At 73.4% G+C, this 15,631-nt stretch carries 18 protein-coding genes and 1 tRNA gene; 13 read left to right on the top strand and 6 right to left on the bottom strand.

What is annotated here, in order from left to right:
- The first annotated feature begins 63 nt into the window (after window positions 1-63).
- Genes M8330_RS09130 through rdgB form a run of 4 tightly spaced genes read left to right on the top strand, consistent with a single transcriptional unit; the run spans window position 64 to window position 3,202 of the window.
- Window positions 64-999, top strand: a complete 936-nt coding sequence (locus M8330_RS09130; protein ID WP_250827077.1) for an ATP-binding cassette domain-containing protein — start codon at window positions 64-66, stop codon at window positions 997-999.
- Window positions 996-1,823, top strand: coding sequence for a hypothetical protein (locus M8330_RS09125; protein ID WP_250827076.1), 828 nt, complete (start codon window positions 996-998; stop codon window positions 1,821-1,823). Before M8330_RS09130 ends, M8330_RS09125 begins: the two co-directional genes overlap by 4 nt.
- A 33-nt stretch (window positions 1,824-1,856) precedes the next feature.
- Window positions 1,857-2,579 (top strand): ribonuclease PH, encoded by a 723-nt coding sequence (gene rph, locus M8330_RS09120; protein ID WP_250827075.1) that lies wholly within the window; start codon window positions 1,857-1,859, stop codon window positions 2,577-2,579.
- The gene (rdgB, locus tag M8330_RS09115) at window positions 2,576-3,202 is read left to right on the top strand and encodes an RdgB/HAM1 family non-canonical purine NTP pyrophosphatase (protein WP_250827074.1); all 627 of its coding nucleotides are present in this window, start codon (window positions 2,576-2,578) and stop codon (window positions 3,200-3,202) included. The genes rph and rdgB overlap by 4 nt, the downstream gene beginning before the upstream one ends.
- A 24-nt stretch (window positions 3,203-3,226) precedes the next feature.
- On the opposite strand, the gene M8330_RS09110 is transcribed toward rdgB, so the two are convergent.
- A tRNA-Leu gene (locus M8330_RS09110) sits at window positions 3,227-3,308 on the bottom strand.
- A gap of 76 nt (window positions 3,309-3,384) precedes the next feature.
- On the opposite strand from M8330_RS09110, the gene M8330_RS09105 reads away from it, so the two are divergent.
- Window positions 3,385-3,981, top strand: coding sequence for a GNAT family N-acetyltransferase (locus M8330_RS09105; protein ID WP_250827073.1), 597 nt, complete (start codon window positions 3,385-3,387; stop codon window positions 3,979-3,981).
- A 40-nt stretch (window positions 3,982-4,021) separates the two neighbouring features.
- On the opposite strand, the gene bcp is transcribed toward M8330_RS09105, so the two are convergent.
- The gene (bcp, locus tag M8330_RS09100; RefSeq protein WP_250827072.1) at window positions 4,022-4,492 is read right to left on the bottom strand and encodes a thioredoxin-dependent thiol peroxidase; all 471 of its coding nucleotides are present in this window, start codon (window positions 4,490-4,492) and stop codon (window positions 4,022-4,024) included.
- A gap of 212 nt (window positions 4,493-4,704) precedes the next feature.
- Between bcp and M8330_RS09095 the strand changes: the two genes are divergently transcribed.
- The 6 genes from M8330_RS09095 to M8330_RS09070 are packed head-to-tail and all read left to right on the top strand — an operon-like array spanning window position 4,705 to window position 7,980.
- Window positions 4,705-5,418 carry an energy-coupling factor ABC transporter permease gene (locus M8330_RS09095; protein ID WP_250827071.1) on the top strand — a complete coding sequence of 238 codons (714 nt, stop codon included), beginning with the start codon at window positions 4,705-4,707 and terminating at the stop codon, window positions 5,416-5,418.
- Complete coding sequence (locus tag M8330_RS09090; protein WP_250827070.1) at window positions 5,415-5,804, top strand: PDGLE domain-containing protein; 390 nt, start codon at window positions 5,415-5,417, stop codon at window positions 5,802-5,804. Before M8330_RS09095 ends, M8330_RS09090 begins: the two co-directional genes overlap by 4 nt.
- The gene (cbiQ, locus tag M8330_RS09085) at window positions 5,804-6,595 is read left to right on the top strand and encodes a cobalt ECF transporter T component CbiQ (protein WP_250827069.1); all 792 of its coding nucleotides are present in this window, start codon (window positions 5,804-5,806) and stop codon (window positions 6,593-6,595) included. Before M8330_RS09090 ends, cbiQ begins: the two co-directional genes overlap by 1 nt.
- Window positions 6,592-7,362 carry an energy-coupling factor ABC transporter ATP-binding protein gene (locus tag M8330_RS09080; protein WP_250053987.1) on the top strand — a complete coding sequence of 257 codons (771 nt, stop codon included), beginning with the start codon at window positions 6,592-6,594 and terminating at the stop codon, window positions 7,360-7,362. Before cbiQ ends, M8330_RS09080 begins: the two co-directional genes overlap by 4 nt.
- Window positions 7,363-7,396: 34 nt before the next feature.
- The gene (locus tag M8330_RS09075; RefSeq protein WP_250053985.1) at window positions 7,397-7,645 is read left to right on the top strand and encodes a DUF3618 domain-containing protein; all 249 of its coding nucleotides are present in this window, start codon (window positions 7,397-7,399) and stop codon (window positions 7,643-7,645) included.
- A gap of 35 nt (window positions 7,646-7,680) precedes the next feature.
- Window positions 7,681-7,980 carry a GroES family chaperonin gene (locus M8330_RS09070; protein WP_250053994.1) on the top strand — a complete coding sequence of 100 codons (300 nt, stop codon included), beginning with the start codon at window positions 7,681-7,683 and terminating at the stop codon, window positions 7,978-7,980.
- Between the two features lie 119 nt (window positions 7,981-8,099).
- On the opposite strand, the gene M8330_RS09065 is transcribed toward M8330_RS09070, so the two are convergent.
- Window positions 8,100-9,395: a hypothetical protein gene (locus M8330_RS09065; protein WP_250827068.1), complete on the bottom strand. Its 1,296-nt coding sequence runs from the start codon at window positions 9,393-9,395 to the stop codon at window positions 8,100-8,102.
- A 619-nt stretch (window positions 9,396-10,014) separates the two neighbouring features.
- Between M8330_RS09065 and M8330_RS09060 the strand changes: the two genes are divergently transcribed.
- A complete protein-coding gene (locus M8330_RS09060; RefSeq protein WP_250827067.1) occupies window positions 10,015-11,496 on the top strand; it encodes a DUF1800 domain-containing protein in 1,482 nt (493 codons plus the stop codon).
- Window positions 11,497-12,373: 877 nt separating this feature from the next.
- Entirely contained in the window at window positions 12,374-12,853 is a 480-nt protein-coding gene (locus tag M8330_RS09055) for a DUF1501 domain-containing protein (protein ID WP_284704490.1), read from the top strand.
- A gap of 4 nt (window positions 12,854-12,857) precedes the next feature.
- On the opposite strand, the gene M8330_RS09050 is transcribed toward M8330_RS09055, so the two are convergent.
- The 3 genes from M8330_RS09050 to M8330_RS09040 form a co-directional block, all read right to left on the bottom strand.
- Window positions 12,858-13,259 carry a DoxX family protein gene (locus M8330_RS09050; RefSeq protein WP_250827066.1) on the bottom strand — a complete coding sequence of 134 codons (402 nt, stop codon included), beginning with the start codon at window positions 13,257-13,259 and terminating at the stop codon, window positions 12,858-12,860.
- Window positions 13,260-13,294: 35 nt separating this feature from the next.
- Window positions 13,295-14,071, bottom strand: a complete 777-nt coding sequence (locus tag M8330_RS09045; RefSeq protein ID WP_250827065.1) for a GntR family transcriptional regulator — start codon at window positions 14,069-14,071, stop codon at window positions 13,295-13,297.
- A 305-nt stretch (window positions 14,072-14,376) separates the two neighbouring features.
- Window positions 14,377-15,555: an ROK family transcriptional regulator gene (locus M8330_RS09040; RefSeq protein WP_250053973.1), complete on the bottom strand. Its 1,179-nt coding sequence runs from the start codon at window positions 15,553-15,555 to the stop codon at window positions 14,377-14,379.
- Between the last annotated feature and the right edge of the window lie 76 nt (window positions 15,556-15,631).

Genomic DNA, 15,631 nt, shown 5'->3' with positions numbered 1-15,631 from the left:
ACGGCCGCGGACCAGGGTGATCCCCGAGGCGGATGTCTGGGCCCGCATGGCAGGGTAAAGGCCATGATCACCGTCGAGGCCCTGACGAAGACCTACGGGGCGTACACCGCCGTGGACGACGTGTCGTTCACGGCTGAGCCCGGCCGGGTCACCGGCTTCCTCGGCCCCAACGGCGCCGGCAAGACGACCACCATGCGGATGATGGTCGGGCTGACCCAGCCCACCTCCGGTCGCACCCTCATCGGTGGCCACGCCTACGCCGACATCCCCAACCCCGGGCGGCACGTGGGCGTCCTGCTCGACGCCTCCGCGCAGCACGCCGGCCGGTCCGGCCGCGAGGTGCTGAGCCTCGGCGCCAAGGTCATGGGGCTGCCGTCGTCCCGGGTGGACGAGATGCTGGCGCTGGTCTCGCTCACGGACACCGAGGCCAAGCGCAAGATCCGCAACTACTCCCTCGGCATGCGGCAGCGGCTCGGCATCGCGCACGCGCTGCTGGGCGACCCGCAGGTGCTCATCCTCGACGAGCCCGCCAACGGCCTCGACCCCGCGGGCATCCGCTGGATGCGGGGGCTGCTGAAGGGCTTCGCCGACCGCGGCGGCACCGTGCTGCTCTCCAGCCACCTGCTGCACGAGGTCGAGATCATCGCCGACGAGATGGTGGTCATCGGCCAGGGCCGGATCGTCGCCCGCGGCACGCGCGAGACGCTCACCGCCGGCAGCCAGGGCGGCAGCCAGACCATGAGCGAGGACAACGACCGGCTCGCGGCGGCCCTGCGTGCCCAGGGCGTCCAGGTCGACCCCGCCGGTGCCGGGCTGCAGGTCGCGGCCGAGCCTGCCGTGATCGGCCGCGCCGCCCTGGAGGCCGGCGTGGTGCTCACCGACCTGCGCGCCACGTCCGTCAACCTCGAGGACCTCTTCCTCGAGCTCACCTCCGACACCCAGCGCGAGGCGCCCGGCGCCCCCGCGAGCCAGCCCGCCGACCAGGGAGCCTCCGCATGAGCCACGCCGCCCCCGCAGCCCCGCTGGCCATCGACGTCAGCGCCACCGCCCGCGTCCCGTTCACCCGCCTCGTCGGGGTCGAGTGGCGCAAGATGACCGACACCCGCGCCGGGTTCTGGCTGATGCTGATCACGGGCCTGCTGCTGGTCGCGGCCATCGGCATCACCGAGCTGGTCGTGCAGCTCAACGACCTCGGCATCGGCTTCAACGGCTGGGTGCAGGTGATGATCACCCCGCTGACGCTGCTGCTGCCGGTCTTCCCGATCATCGCCGTCACCAGCGAGTGGGGCCAGCGCACCAGCCTCGTCACCTTCACCCTGGAGCCGCACCGGCTCCGGGTGCTCCTCGCCAAGCTCGTGGCCGTGGTGCTCTTCGCGGTCGGCGTCATCGTCGTCTCCGTCGGGCTCGCGGCGATCGCCAACGTGGTCAACGCCGGGATCGACGGCACCTCGCCGGAGTGGAACCTGCCGGCGGCGACGCTGACCTGGATCATCGTCCAGCTGCTCTGCTACTTCCTCATGGCCTTCGGCCTGGCGACCGTGACGCTGTCCTCGCCGGGCGGCATCGCCTTCTTCTACGTGGTGGCGCTGCTGCTGCCGCTGGTCGTCTACTCGATCCTGCTGGCGCTGCTCAGCTGGGCGCCGGACGTCATCCCCTACATCGACATGAACTACTCGATGGCGCCCTACCTGGCGGCGGAGAACGACCCCACGGTGATGTTCCTGGAGAAGAAGCCGCTGGCCGTGGTCACCTCGATCCTGCTGTGGGTCGTGCTGCCCTTCGTCATCGGCTTCCGGCGGGTGCTGACCTCCGAGCCGAAGTGACCCGCTCACGCGTCGGGGGATAGCGTCGCGGTCATGACTGCACGCGAGGACGGCCGGCGCGACGACGAGCTGCGACCCATCACGATCACCCGCAACTGGCTCGACCACGCGGCGGGCTCGGTGCTGGTGGAGTTCGGCAGGACCAAGGTGCTGTGCGCCGCCTCCGCGTCCGAGGGCGTGCCGCGGTGGCGCAAGGGCTCCGGCCTGGGCTGGGTCACGGCCGAGTACGCGATGCTCCCGGCGTCCACCAACACGCGCTCCGACCGCGAGTCGGTCAAGGGCCGCATCGGCGGGCGCACCCACGAGATCTCGCGGCTCATCGGGCGCTCGCTGCGCGCCGTCGTGGACTACGAGGCCCTGGGCGAGAACACGATCCAGCTCGACTGCGACGTCCTCCAGGCCGACGGGGGCACCCGCACCGCGGCCATCACCGGCGCCTACGTGGCGCTGGCCGACGCCGTCTCCCACCTGCGCTCCACCGGTGCCCTCACCGGCGAGCCGCTGACCGGCTCGGTGGCCGCGGTCTCCGTGGGCATCATCGACGGCGTCCCGCGGCTGGACCTGCCCTACGTCGAGGACGTGCGCGCCGAGACCGACATGAACGTCGTGATGACCGGCGCCGGGTCGTTCGTGGAGGTGCAGGGCACCGCCGAGGGCGCGGCCTTCGACCGCGAGGAGCTCAACGCGCTCCTCGACCTCGCCGCGGGCGGCTGCGCGGACCTGACGGCGCTGCAGAACGAGGCTCTCGCGCGATGACGGCAGCGGGGAGCGTCCGCGTCCACCTGGCCTCGCGCAACGCCAAGAAGGTGGCGGAGATGCAGCGCATCCTCGCCGAGCACCTGCCCGGCATCGAGGTCGTGGGCCTGGACGACGTCCCCGCCTACGACGAGCCGGTCGAGGACGCACCCGACTTCGACGGCAACGCCCTGATCAAGGCTCGGGCCGGGTTCGCCGCCACCGGGCTGCCGACCCTGGCCGACGACTCCGGGCTCTGCGTGGACGCCCTCAACGGCATGCCGGGCGTGCTCTCGGCGCGCTGGTCCGGGCCGCCCAAGAGCGACGAGCGGAACAACACGCTGCTCCTGGCGCAGCTGCACGACGTCCCGGACGAGCGGCGCGGTGCCCACTTCCGCTGCTCCGTGGCGCTCGTGGACGGGGACGGCCCGGCGGGGGAGACCGTCGTGCAGGGCCGGATGGACGGCCACGTCGTCCGCGAGGTCCGCGGGGAGGGTGGCTTCGGCTACGACGTCCTCTTCGTCGCCGACGACCTCCCCGGCCGCACCACCGCAGAGCTCACCAAGCAGGAGAAGGACGCCATCTCCCACCGCGGCCGCGCGCTGCGGGAGCTGGGCCCGGTGGCGGCGGCGCGGCTGCGCTGAGCAGACCGCGCGCCGCGGGGGGAGTGCCGAAGGCGGGACTTGAACCCGCACGCCCTGGGGCACAGCATCCTAAGTGCTGCGTGTCTGCCTGTTCCACCACTTCGGCTCGTCGGCCCGGAGGCCGGGGGTCAGTCTAGGAACCCTGGTCGGCAGGGCCGTCGCGGGGCACCTACGCTGCCCCCGTGAGCGAGGACATTGCCGACGACGTCGCGCCCGCCGCCGTCCTGGCCGCCGGGCCGCACCGGATCGACCTCGCGGACGACGGGCTGGTGCTGCGCCTGTACCTGCCGGCCGACGTCCCGATGCTCGTCCAGGCGTTCACCGACCCCGTGACCCGCACCTGGAACCCGGGGCCCACCGACCCCGAGGAGCTGGAGGCCTGGGTCGGCTCGCGCAACGACTGGTCGGACGGCACCCACGCCTCGTGGGCGGTCGCCGACCACGAGGACCTGCTCGTCGGGGCGGTCTCCCTGCACCACCTCGACCTGGAGCAGGGCGACGTGGAGGTCGGCTACTGGACCGCCCCCTGGGGCCGGGGTCGCGGGGTGGCCTCCGCCGCGGTCCGCGCGGTCTCGGCCTTCGCCCACGAGCGGCTGGGCTGCCACCGTGTGCACCTGTTCCACGCGGTCGAGAACATCGGCTCGTGCGGAGTCGCCCGTCGCGCCGGCTTCGCGCTCGAGGGCACGCTGCGGCAGAGCTACCGCTACCCCGACGGGGTCCACCACGACGAGCACCTGCACGCCCGCATCGCCGGAGACCCCTGGCCGAGTCGGCAGTAACTTGCTGCCGACTCGGCGGGTGGTCGGGGTGGAGCGGGGCTCAGGCGAGGCCGAGGTCGCGGCGCAGCTTGGCGACGTGGCCGGTGGCCTTCACGTTGTACTGCGCGAGCGTGACGACGCCGTCCTCGTCGAGCACGACCGTGGAGCGGATGACGCCCTCGACGACCTTGCCGTACAGCTTCTTCTCGCCGAACGCGCCCCACGCGCCCATCACGGCCTTGTCGGGGTCGGAGAGCAGCGTGATGCCCAGGGACTCCTTCTCCCGGAACTTCGCCAATTTCTCCGGCTTGTCGGGGGAGAGGCCGAGCACCTCGTAGCCCTGGGCCTGCAGGGAGTCGAGGGACTCCGTGAAGTCGCAGGCCTGCTTGGTGCAGCCGGGGGTCATCGCGGCCGGGTAGAAGTACACGATCACCTTGCGGCCGCGGAACGACGACAGGGTGACCTCGGCGCCGGTGTCGTCGGTCAGGGTGAAGTCAGGGGCGGTGTCGCCGACGGCGAGGCGCTCGCTCACGGGTTTCTCCTCGGGCTGGGGGACGGTGCGGGTGCCGGGTCCGGGCGGACGCGGCGGGGCCAGTCTGCCGCGAGGGGAACACCGACGCGGCACACGGGGTTCCCAGTGTGCGAGACGTCCGTTGTTGCAAACCGCTTGCAAGAGCGTACGGTGAGCGAGTCCGCACGACACCCGTCGTCGGGCGCCCCCGATCCGCCAGCAGGAGACGCCCCGTGCACGTGCCCAACGGCTTCCTCGACGCCCCCACGTCGGTCGCCACCGGAGTGGTGGCCACCGCCGCCGTCGGTGTGGCCCTCGTCAAGGCGCGCAAGGAGCTCGACGACCGCACCGCCCCCATGGCCGGCCTCATCGCGGCCTTCATCTTCGCGGTCCAGATGCTCAACTTCCCGGTGGGAGCAGGCACGAGCGGGCACCTCATGGGCGGTGCGCTCGCCGCCGTCCTGGTGGGGCCGTGGACGGCGGTGCTCTCCACCAGCGTCGTCTTCATCGTCCAGGCCCTGCTCTTCGCCGACGGTGGCATCACGGCCCTCGGCACCAACATCGTGCTGATGGGGCTGTCCACGGTGCTGGTGGGCTACCTGGTCTTCCTCGGGATGCGGGCGGTGCTGCCCAAGCGCGCCTCGTTCGTCCCGCTCGCGGCGGCCCTCGGCGCGCTCGTCTCGGTGCCGGTGGCGTCCCTGGTCTTCGTGGTGCTCTACGCGATCGGCGGCAACGCCGACATCGACCTGGCCGCGCTGGCCACGGCCATGGTCGGCGTGCACGTGCTGATCGGCATCGGCGAGGCCGTCATCACCTACCTGGCCGTGGCCAGCATCGTCAGCGTGCGGCCCGACCTCGTCCACGGCGCCCGTCCGCTGCTCGAGCAGCGACGCCTGGTCATCCACGACACCGCGCCCGCCACCAGCAGCCAGGAGACGTCCGCATGAGCACCGCCACCGAGGACCGCACCGACCAGGCCGAGGGCCGCCCGCGCGTCGCGACCCGCTGGGTGCTGGCCGGGACGCTGCTCGTCAGCCTCCTGCTCGCCGGCGTCGTCAGCTACTACGCGGCCTCCTCGCCGGACGGTCTCGAGCAGGTCTCCCAGACCCTCGGCTTCCACACCACCGAGACCGACCACGAGCTCTCCGACAGCCCCTTCGCCGACTACGGCACCGCGGGCGTCTCGGACGGTCGGCTCTCCGGCGGCATCGCCGGCGTGGCGGGCGTCCTGATCGTGCTCGTGCTGGCCGGTGGCCTCACCTGGGCGGTCCGTCGCCGGCGTCCGGAGAAGGACTCCGCGGACGAGGCCTCGACGGGGGAGACCGCAGCCTGATGGGCGCCGACCACGGGCACACCCTGCACTGGCACGGCCACAGCCCGCTGCACCGCGCGCCCGCCCACCTCAAGGTGGTCGGGCTCGTGGTCTTCGTGCTGGCCGTCGTGGCCACCCCGAACCACTGGTACGCGGCCTTCGCCGGCTGGCTGGCGCTCCTGCTGGGGGTCATCGCGGTCTCCGGCGTGCCGCTGCGCTACCTGCTGCCGCGGATGGTCGCCGAGGTCCCGTTCGTCGTGTTCGCGGTGCTGCTGCCGTTCATCGCCCAGGGCGAGCGGGTCGAGGTGCTCGGCCTCTCGGTGTCGGCCTCGGGGCTGGTCGCCGCGTTCGGGCTGCTGGCGAAGGGCACCATCGGCGTGCTCGCCAGCCTCACCCTGGCCGCCACCACCGAGACGACCGCCCTGCTGATCGGGCTCCAGCGCCTGCGCGTGCCCGCCCAGCTGATCCAGATCATGTCCTTCATGGTCCGCTACCTCGACGTGGTCACCTCCGAGCTGGGGCGGATGCGGGTGGCCCGGGAGTCCCGTGGGTTCCGTGCCAGGGACCCGCGGCAGTGGCCGGTGCTGGCGCGCACCCTCGGCGCGCTCTTCATCCGCACCTACGAGCGCGGCGAGCGGGTGCACCTGGCCATGCTGTCGCGCGGCTACGACGGCACCATCCCCGAGGCCGCGCTGGCGGCTCCGGCCCGCGCGCACGGCTCGCACGGGCACGCCCACCACGGCGCGCCCCAGCCCGGGACCAGCACGCAGCCGCACCCGGGCCGCGCCGCCCGCGAGGTGGCCGCCCGGTGAGCACGCCCGTCCTCGACGTCGCCGGTCTCGCGTTCGCCTACCCCGACGGCCACCAGGCGCTGTTCGGCGTCGACCTGCACGTGCACGCCGGCGAGCGGGTCGCGCTGCTCGGCCCGAACGGCGCCGGCAAGACCACGCTCGTCATGCACCTCAACGGCATCCTGGGCCCGGACGCCGGCACGGCGGCCGGCTCGGTCGCGGTCAGCGGCCTCCCGGTGGCCAAGGACCACCTGCGGGAGATCCGTCGGCGCGTCGGGATCGTCTTCCAGGACCCCGACGACCAGCTGTTCATGGGCACCGTCCGCGCGGACGTGGCGTTCGGCCCCGCCAACCTCGGGCTGACCGGCGCCGCGCTGGACCGCCGCGTCATGGAGGCCCTCGAGCAGGTCGGCATGACCGAGTTCGTCGACCGTCCCCCGCACCACCTCTCCTTCGGGCAGCGGCGCCGCGTCGCGGTGGCCACCGTGCTGGCGATGCAGCCGGAGATCCTCGTCCTCGACGAGCCGTCGTCCAACCTGGACCCGGCCTCGCGCCGCGAGCTGGCCGACGTGCTGCGCAGCCTGGACGTGACGGTGCTGATGGTCACCCACGACCTGCCGTACGCCCTCGAGCTGTGCCCCCGGGCCGTCGTGCTGAGCGAGGGACGCGTCGTCGCGGACGCCCCCACGATCGAGGTGCTCACCGACGAGGCGCTCATGACCCGGCACCGTCTGGAGCTGCCGTGGGGGTTCGACCCGGCCGCCGCCGTCCGCCTCACGACCGGGTGACCCCCGGACCTGCTGAGTTGGTAGGTTTCTGACCGTGAGCACCGACCCGAGCGCCCTGGAGCGCGAGATGGAGGAGACCCGCCAGCGTCTGGCGGGCACGATCGACCAGCTCCTGCACCGCGCCAGCCCCAAGACGGTCGCCTCGCGGCAGGCCTGGAGCATCAAGGCCCACTACGTCGACCCGGCCACCGGCCAGCCCCGTACCGACAACATCCTCAAGACCGTCGGCACGGTCGTCGGGGTCGCCGCCGCCATCCTGGTGGTGCGCCGGCTCACCGCCTGACCGGGGTGGGCGTGAGCGACAAGACCCCGATCAAGATGCTCCACGACCGGGTGCTCGTGGAGATCGACGCCGAGGCCGGCGAGCGCCGGTCCTCCGGCGGCATCGTCATCCCCGCGACCGCGGCCATGGGCGCCAAGCGGCTCGCTTGGGCCAAGGTCGTGGCCGTCGGGCCGCAGGCCCGGGCCGTGCAGGCCGGCGACCGGGTGCTCTTCGACCCCGACGACCGCGGCGAGGTCGAGGTGCACGGCGAGACCTACGTCGTCATGCGCGAGCGCGACGTGCACGCGGTGGCCGCGGAGCGCGTCGGCGACGAGAGCACCGGCCTCTACCTCTGATCACAGATCGGCCACCCACCTGGTCGACCACCCATCCACTTCTGCTCCACCCAGTCACGACGAAGGGCCCCGCCGATCGGCGGGGCCCTTCGTGCGTGCGGCCGGTGGGCCGTCGAGCGTCAGCGGCGCGAGCGCACCACGCGCACCTTCAGGACCTTGCTCGTCTCTCCCGTGGCGAGACCGCTGCCCGCCGCGTGCAGGCGGAACCGGACGGTCTGGCCGGCCTTGCGCAGACGCGGGTAGCGGACGACGGCGCGGCCGTCGTTGCGGGCCACGGTGCTGACGGTGCGCCAGCCGCGGGCGGTGCGACGCTGCAGGGTGAGCGGCTCGGAGTAGAGCGCGTCGGCGAGCACCCGGTCGGAGGCGGCCCGGCGGCCTGCGGCCACGACGACCCGCTCGCTGGAGAAGCCCTTCAGCGAGGTGACGGCGCGGGGGCCGACCTCACCGTCGGTGACCACGCAGTCGACCGGGTTGGCGATCGCGGCGTTGTGGAAGGACTCGCCGAAGTGGTAGTTCGAGCCGCCGACCTGGGTCCACTCGACCTGGTACTCGGTGACGCCGGCCGGCCAGTCGGGGTGCTGGGCGAACTGGAAGCTCATCGTGTGCTGGACGCCCTCGTTCGCGTGCCAGTTGAACGTCCGGGTGCTGCCGTCGGGGAAGCGGACACGCACGTTGATGTCCGTCGTCTGGTCGACCGGGAAGTTGGACGGGTACGGGACCGTCAGCGCGGTGCAGGTCGGGTCCGGGTAGCGCCAGTTCCAGTCGAACGAGCCGTCACCGGTCGTGGCCGGCGGGTTGGTGGCGAACACCGGGCCCGGCTCGGACGGGGTCTCGGACGGCGTCTCGGTGGGCTCCTCGGACGGTGTCTCGGTGGGGGTCTCCGAGGGGGTCTCGGTGGGCTCCTCGGACGGCGTCTCGGTGGGGGTCTCCGAGGGGGTCTCGGTGGGCTCCTCGGACGGCGTCCCGGACGGCTCCTCCGACGGCGTCGTACCAGCGGCCGGCACGTAGTGGAGCGAGTAGTGGCTCAGGTCCTTGAAGACCGTCTTGCCGTTCTTCAGCGTGGTCTCGTAGGTCAGCGTCACGCTGGCCGGGTGCGGGTCCGTGGTCTCGACGACCCGCGGGCCGTCGCCCTGGCTCGAGGACCCGGACTTCACGCAGTAGTAGTCGATGACGTAGCCCTCGGGGGCGCTCACGGTCAGCGAGGTGACGCTGCCGGTCACGTCGATCTTGCCGGAGCCGCTGCCGGTGGTGGCGAGGTAGTCCACGCAGACCTTGTCGTCGTCCACGGCGCTGCGCGAGGCGACCGAGCCCGCGGTGGCGGGGCCGGAGAGGCCGGCGAGGGCCAGGGCTCCGGCGAGTGCGGCCACGGTCGTTCCCGTCAGTGCGGTGGCGGCCAGGGTGCGGGTGCGGGTCATCGACGTCCTCGTGCAGGTCAGGGCTGGTGCGGGGCGACGGAACGTCCGTCAGGGTGACGATGTCAGATCGCGCGGTGTCAGGGGACGGTTGTACTGCGAATGTAGGTGTTTCGTGGATGAACTGATGACGAGGCGAGGCTCAGGTGCCCGTCCCGCGGCGGGTGCTCCCCGGGGACAGGACGGCCGCGTCCGATGAGGGGACAGGGGCCCGTTCCGTAAGTCAGGGGCGCGGGTCCGCGGCGGAGAAGAAGGTCGTCGAGTCGTGGCCCGGGAGCACTCGTGTAGCCGTCGTGCCGGGCAGTGGCCCGCCTCGTCCGCCTGCGTCGCCGCGGGTCAGGCCCTTCTGCGCGCGGAAGGCGAGGGACGAGGTCCGGAGTCGGAGTTCGTCCGTGCACCAGCCGAGAGGCACGGGCCGGTGTCGATGCCGGCAGGGCGACGAGACGCCCCCGTGGGCCGCGGAGGCGTGAGCGGCGTCTCACAGCGAACTCGTAAAGATTCCGTCGGTGGGCTCAAGGCCCGGCGTCGCGGCTCCGAAGCAGGTGAGGAAGAGACGCGCGGGCCGCCCGTCCCTGGGGAGGGAGGACGGCCGCTGCCCGTCCCACACCTTGGAGAGCCATCCATGTCAGACCGCACGACCCCCGCGGGCCGCGCCACGACCCGCGTGCTGCTCGCGGGCGACCGGCACATCGTCGACCGCCTGTCCTACGGCCACACGCCCGCCCTCGCCCGCCAGGTGCGCAACGCCGGTGGCGGCCTGCGCTGGTTCGAGCGACAGCTCACGCCCCGCAAGGTCAAGGACCGCGGCACGGGCGCCTACCTGACCTGGTTCCCCAGCCTCTCCCGCACCCCGGAGGACCTCTACCAGCGCAAGAAGTCCGGTGTGGAGGAGAACTGGGAGGTCATGAACGACTACCAGTCCTACGTGATCCTGCGCCGCACCTACTCCCAGCGCCAGGTGCTGGAGCTGATGACGGAGCTCTGGGAGAACCACCTGCACGTGCCGGTCGGCGCCGACGCCGCCTTCACCTGGCGCAAGCGCTACGGCGACGTCATCCGCAAGCACGCCCTGGGTCGCGTCGACCGGCTGCTGCAGGCCGCCGTGCTGCACCCCGCGATGCTGCTGGCCCTGGACGCCGGCATCTCCACCTGGCAGCACCCGAACGAGAACCTCGCCCGCGAGCTGCTCGAGCTGCACACGGTGGGCCGCGGCGAGTACACCGAGGACGACGTCAAGCAGGCCGCCCAGGTCCTCACCGGGTACCACGTGGACCTCTGGGGCACCTTCGCCTTCTCCTACAGCACGGCCGACCACGCGGTGGGTCCGGTGAACGTCATGGGCTGGAAGCACGCCAACGCCGACGCCGACGGGCGGGCCGCGGCCCGCAGCCTCGTGCGGTACCTGGCGCACCACCCGGCGACCGCCGAGCGGATCGCTCGCAAGCTCGTCGTCAAGCTCGTCTCGGACGCGGCGCCGCAGACCCTCGTCCGGCGTCTGGCACGGATCTACCTCGAGCACGACACCGACATCCGCCCGGTGCTGCGGGCGCTCGTCCGCTCCGAGGAGTTCCGCGACGCGCGCGGCCAGAAGGTGCGCGACGCGGGCGAGGACGTGGTGGCCACGCACCGGGCCCTCGGGGTCCGGGTCACCGAGCCCGGCGAGAAGGCCCGCGGCACCGGCAACGGCTGGGCCGCCCACACCCTCCCGACCCAGTGCCAGCGGCTCGGTCTCAAGCCCTTCGACTGGCCCCGGCCCGACGGTGCCCCGATCACCGACGACGCGTGGGCGACGCCCTCGCGGATGCTGGGCGGGTCTCGCAACCACTGGCTCATGGCCGGTTCGTACTGGCCCAGCCGCGGCATCGTCTACCGCAAGCCGACCGCCTGGCTGCCGCAGCGGCGCATGCGGTTCGGTGCCTTCGTCGACCACCTCTCCCGGACGATGCTCGGGGTCCCGGCCACGCGGAGGGTCGTCGTGGCCTGCTGCCGGGCCGCGGACGTCTCCGCCTCGGACGTGGTCCACGCCGAGCACCCGGTCATCGTCCACCGCCTCGGCTTCGTGCTCACCACGCTGCTCGACAGCCCCACCCACCTCTCTCGCTGATGCTGCGTCGCTGCCCGCCGCGCGCCCCGTCGACCTGCACAGACCCCGCCAGGAGTCCGCATGACCACCCGCCCCGCCCCGTCCGCCCCCACGCTCGCGCCCACGACCCCGTCCTGCTGCGCGGAGATGGCCGGCATGGCCGCCCTCAGCCGCCGCGGCCTGCTGCGCGGCGGGCTGGTCGCCGCCGGCACCACCGCGACCTTCGGCTCCGCCGTGCTCACCGCGTCCCCGTCGGCCGCCGCCAGCGCGGAGTCGGTGCTGGTCGTCCTCTCGCTGCGCGGGGCCATGGACGGCATGTCCGTCGTCGTGCCCTACGGCGACGACGTCTACTACGAGGCGCGGCCGCGGATCGCCGTGCCCCGCACCGAGCTGCTCGCCAAGGACGGGTTCTTCGGGCTCCACCCCCGGATGAAGCCCCTCCTGCCGCTGTGGAACGGCGGCGAGCTGGCGTTCGTGCAAGCCGCCGGTCTGCCGAGCGTGAACCGCTCCCACTTCGCCGCCATGGAGGAGCTGGAGGACGCCGCCCCGGGCTCGGCCCGGCGCGAGGGGTGGCTCAACCGGCTCGTGGGCACCGACAGCGTCCGCAGCGCCACCGAGGGCGTGGGCCTCATCTCCGGGGCGGCTCCCACCTCCCTGCTCGGCCGCCAGCCCACCTTCGTCACCCAGGCGATCGACGACATCGAGATCCCCGGGCCGTCGTGGGACGCCGCGCGCGCCCGCCAGCGCGAGCGGGGGCTGCGGACGATGTGGAAGGGCGAGAAGGGGGTGCTCGGACGCGCGATGCAGCAGACCTTCGGCGCCGTGGACGACTTCGCGCCCGCCCGGCGGCAGCGCTCGCGGACCGCCGACTACCCGGCAGGGCGACCTCGGGGCGGCGCTGGCCGACGCGGCTCGCCTCATCCGCGCCGACATCGGCACGGACGTCATCACCCTCGACCAGGGCGCCTGGGACATGCACAGCCGGCTCGGGACCCTCGAGTGGGGCCAGATGATCCGCAACGTCGACGAGCTGGCCTCGGCGCTCGCGACCTTCTTCTCCGACCTCGGCGACCAGCGGCACAAGGTGACCCTGGTGGCGCTCAGCGAGTTCGGCCGCCGGGTCGAGGAGAACCAGAACCAGGGCCTCGACCACGGCTACGGCAACGTGATGATGGTGGCCGGCGCCGGGGTGCGCGGCGGGCAGCACTACGGCACCTGGCCGGGCCTGTCGATGGGCGTGGACTCCGACCTCACCGTCACCACCGACTACCGCCAGGTGCTGGGGGAGATCGTGCAGAAGCGGTTCAGCGCCACCGCGGTCGCCGACGTGTTCCCCGGCCTGCACTACGAGCCGCTGGGGTTCCTGCGGCAGGCGTGAGCGCTCAGTCCCGGTCGGCGGGCTTCCGCCTGGTCAGGGTGCGGCCGGCCCACAGCGCCCAGGCGACGAGCACCGGCTGGAAGAACAGGCGCAGGAACCGGGCCCGGTCGGTGTCGAGGCCGAACGCGTCGGTCTGCTCCACGTACTGGGCGACGTTGCCCGGGAAGATCGCGACGTAGAACGCGGCCAGCAGCCCACCGACGAGCCGCTGGTGCCGGGGGAGCAGCACGAACGCCGAGCCCAGCGCGATCTCCACGACCCCGGAGCCGAGCACCACCGCGTCGTCGTCGACCGGCACCCAGTCGGGCACTTGTGCCTGGAACTCCTCGCGCAGCACCGTGAGGTGCGCGGTGCCGGCGGCGGTCATCAGCGAGCCCAGGACGATCCGGGCGAGGGTGCGGAGCATGCCTCGAACCTACGACCGCCTCCGGCCGGCGAGGGTCACCCGCGGGGGCTGCCCACCTCGAGGTCCAGGGGCGCGACGTCGGTGCGGACCCAGCTCTCGGCGGCGTCCACCAGGGCCCCCGTGCGGGACCAGGAGACGGCGCGGATGCGCAGGACGGGGGTGGCCGGCCCGGCCTCCAGGGCCTCGGCCACGGCTCCCCGGGGGCTCATCGCGTGCAGGGAGCGTCGGGTGCCGACCGGTGCGTGGCCGCCGGCAGCCAGCGCCACGGCGAGCGGGTCGTCCCGTCCGGCGGCAGCGCCGGCGTCCAGGGCCACCGCGACCACGGCGTCGACGGGCGGCGGCTGGAGGTGGGTGCTGAGCAGCGCGGGTGTGCCGTCGAGCAGGTGCAGCCGGCCCAGCTCGTGGCCGCGGGTGCCGTCCGGCACCTCCAGCAACCGGGTGGCCCAGGGCGGCAGCACGGCCTCGCCGCGGGTCCGGACCTCCAGCTCGACCAGGGGGTGCTCGGGCCCGTAGGCAGCCTCCAGGACGGCGGCGGGGTCGGTGACGGGCCAGCCGGTCGGTGCGTCGGGCTCGTCGCCGCGCACGAACACCCCGCGGCCGGCGACCCGGCGGGCCACCCCCTGCTCCTCCAGGTGCGCGAGCGCCTGCCGCACGGTCGCGCGGGAGAGCGAGTAGCGCCCGCCCAGGTCGGACTCGCTGGGGAGGCGGTCGCCCGGCCCCAGGTCGCCGGCCGCCACCTGCGCGGCCAGGGCCTCGGCCAGCTGTCGGTAGTAGGGCACGGGGGAGGAACGGTCGATGGACGGGTCCGGCACGGCAGCCTCCTGGCACGACCGCCCGGAGGGGGAACGTGCGCGGGCGGCGTGACCGGAGCCTAGGAGCCCGGTGACCGGTTGACCAGGGTCGTGCCGACCGTCCGTCCGGTGCGGCCGGGCCGGACGAGGTACGTCGTCCACACCGCCCGGACGAGGCGGTCGGACCGGTCAGGCGGGACCGTCCGCACCGATCCGCGTCTTGGCGGCCCGTGCGCCTGCCACCGCCGGCACGACCACGAGCGTGCCCCGCGTGGGCGGCGGGACGGCGGCGACACGCCGGTCGCCGTGCCGGGCGAGGCGGAGGGTCAGGAGGCCACGCCGACCCGGCGGAGGATCTCGGAGAGATGGGCGTGCTCGAGCGCCCAGCGGGTCATCCGGTCGACGAGCCCGACGAGCCCGACGTCGTGCGGCCGGGACGCGGTGCGGATGACCAGTTCCTGCGTGGCGAGGGGGAGCGCGTAGGCGGCCACCTTCTCGCGGATGCCCATGAGCAGGTGCTCACCGGCGTGGCTGAGCTGCCCGCCGATGACCACCTCGGCCGGGTTGACCAGGCTGACCGCGGCGGCGATGCCCGCGCCCAGCACCCGCCCCGCCTCGCGGACGAGGTCCACGGCCACGGGGTCGCCCGCCTGGAGCCGGGCGACGACGTCAGCCGCCCCGGCGGCGTCGACGCCGGCGTCGTTCAGGTCGCGGGCGATCGCCCAGCCCCCGGCGTAGGCCTCGACGCAGCCGCGCTTGCCGCACCGGCACAGGGGCTGGACCGCGCCGTCGCCGACGCCCACGTGGGTGTGCCCGAGGTCGCCGGCGGCGCCGCGGGCACCGGACAGGAGTGCGCCGTTGAGGACGAGGCCGGCGCCGACGCCGGTGCCGACCTTGACGAACAACAGGTCGCGCATGCGTCCGGTGGAGACCACCTCGCCCCACGCCATGGCGTTCACGTCGTTCTCGACCAGCACGGGCACCCGCAGCCGCGGGCCCAGCACCTCCGGGACGTTCATGCCGTCCCACCCGGTCATGATCGGCGGGCTGACCACGCGGCCGGCCGGCTGCTCGATCGGGCCGGGCAGGGAGACCCCCAGGGCCCAGGCGGGGAGGTCGTCGCGGGTCGGCAGTGCCTCCAGCCCGCGGACGACGGCGTCGAGCACGGGCTCGGGGCCGGCCGTGATGTCGAGCGACACCTCCTGCTGGGAGAGCACGGCACCCCGCAGGTCCACGTGCGCGAAGCGGGCGGCCGAGGCGCCGACGTCGGCGATCAGGAGGCTGCCGGCCGAGGCGTCGAAGGAGAAGCGGGCGGCGGGCCGTCCCCGCGAGCCGCCCACGGCACCGGTGTCGGTGACCAGGCCGAGGTCGAGCAGCTCGTCGAGGCGCGCGTTGACGGTGTTGCGGGCCCATCCGGTGACCCGGGCGATGCTCGCGCGGGTCTCGCTGCGACTGCTGGCCACGAGGCGCAGCAGCTCGGTGGCGCCCTCTGACACGTCAGGCACGTCCGCCTCCTTCGTCTGTCGTGCGGGTCACCCTATTAGGCACAGGAGTTCAGATTCAAGCGGACATTTTGGGTCT

Source organism: Nocardioides bruguierae (genome assembly GCF_023656415.1).
GTDB classification, from domain to species: Bacteria; Actinomycetota; Actinomycetes; order Propionibacteriales; family Nocardioidaceae; genus Nocardioides; species Nocardioides bruguierae.
Note: the sequence above shows the minus strand (reverse complement) of the source record. Positions and strands in the feature narration are given on the sequence as shown.